This window comes from Oleiphilus sp. HI0132 (genome assembly GCF_001635845.1).
The window spans coordinates 1-928 of the sequence record NZ_LWGJ01000431.1 but is presented as its reverse complement, the minus strand read 5'-3'; the positions used below and the strand labels follow the sequence as shown (position 1 = coordinate 928).

2 protein-coding genes are annotated in these 928 nt (G+C 43.4%); one reads left to right on the top strand and one right to left on the bottom strand.

Annotated features, from left to right (window positions below; translation table 11 throughout):
* The coding region (locus A3766_RS05235) for a GNAT family N-acetyltransferase (protein WP_231882839.1) at window positions 1-596 on the top strand (596 nt) is incomplete at its 5' end.
* A gap of 88 nt (window positions 597-684) precedes the next feature.
* On the opposite strand, the gene A3766_RS30445 is transcribed toward A3766_RS05235, so the two are convergent.
* Window positions 685-928 (bottom strand): dockerin type I domain-containing protein (locus tag A3766_RS30445; protein ID WP_197479339.1); only part of this gene is annotated, 244 nt, incomplete at its 5' end.

Sequence of the window (928 nt, the reverse complement as noted above, 5' to 3'; positions counted from 1 at the left end):
GCTCTCTCTATAGGAGAGCTTCGATATTCTCGCGTTATATCTTTAGAAGGGTGGGTCTGATGAATTTATCTGAATTTACGCCTGCTCAGTCACAAGAAGTGATTGTGCTGTTCCGTGATGTCTTTTCTATGGCCGAGGGACTGGACGAGGGTTTGTTAATTGGCGATTTAGTTGCCGATTTGATTGCCAGCACTAGAGAAGAAGACTTGCTTGGTTTTGTTGCCTCAAAAGATGAAAAACTTGTCGGCGCGATTTTCTTGAGTCGCTTTTTTCTCCCAAATGACAAGCTTGCTTTTATTCTTTCTCCAGTTGCCGTTGCTACGACCTGTCAAGGGCAGGGGGTAGGTCAATCCTTAATTAACTATGGTATTGAGTCTCTACAATCTCTTGGTGTAGAACTGGTTTTTACTTATGGTGACCCGAATTATTATTCTAAAGTAGGCTTTGAGCCGATTAGTGAGAACGTGGTCAAGGCTCCGTTTGAATTGAGTCAGCCAGAAGGGTGGCTGGCACAGTCACTGACAGCTTGTTCGATCGAAGCAATAGATGGCCGTTCCAGAAGTGTTAAGGCTTTGGCCAAAGCTGAGTATTGGTAAACGCGAGTATGTGCTGTGCTAAGAGTGTGTACAGTTCAAAAAAGGCAGCTTTCGAGCTGCCTTTTTTAATTGAATGGTAATAGGAAAACTATCGTGACTTCCTGTACCACTTAAGCCACTTACGAATGTCTCGGAAGTTGACTTTTCCATCTTTATTTAAGTCATATTGAGCGCAGCTTTGATCTCTACACCCCCAATGATCAATCAAGATTAAAAAGTCGGCAAAGCCCAAAACACCATCCTCATCAAAATCACCCTTTAACGGTGATTTCAAAGCTAGCTCAACAATCACAGGGTCATGATCTGAAGCTCTGTACGGGCTAGCGCTATAC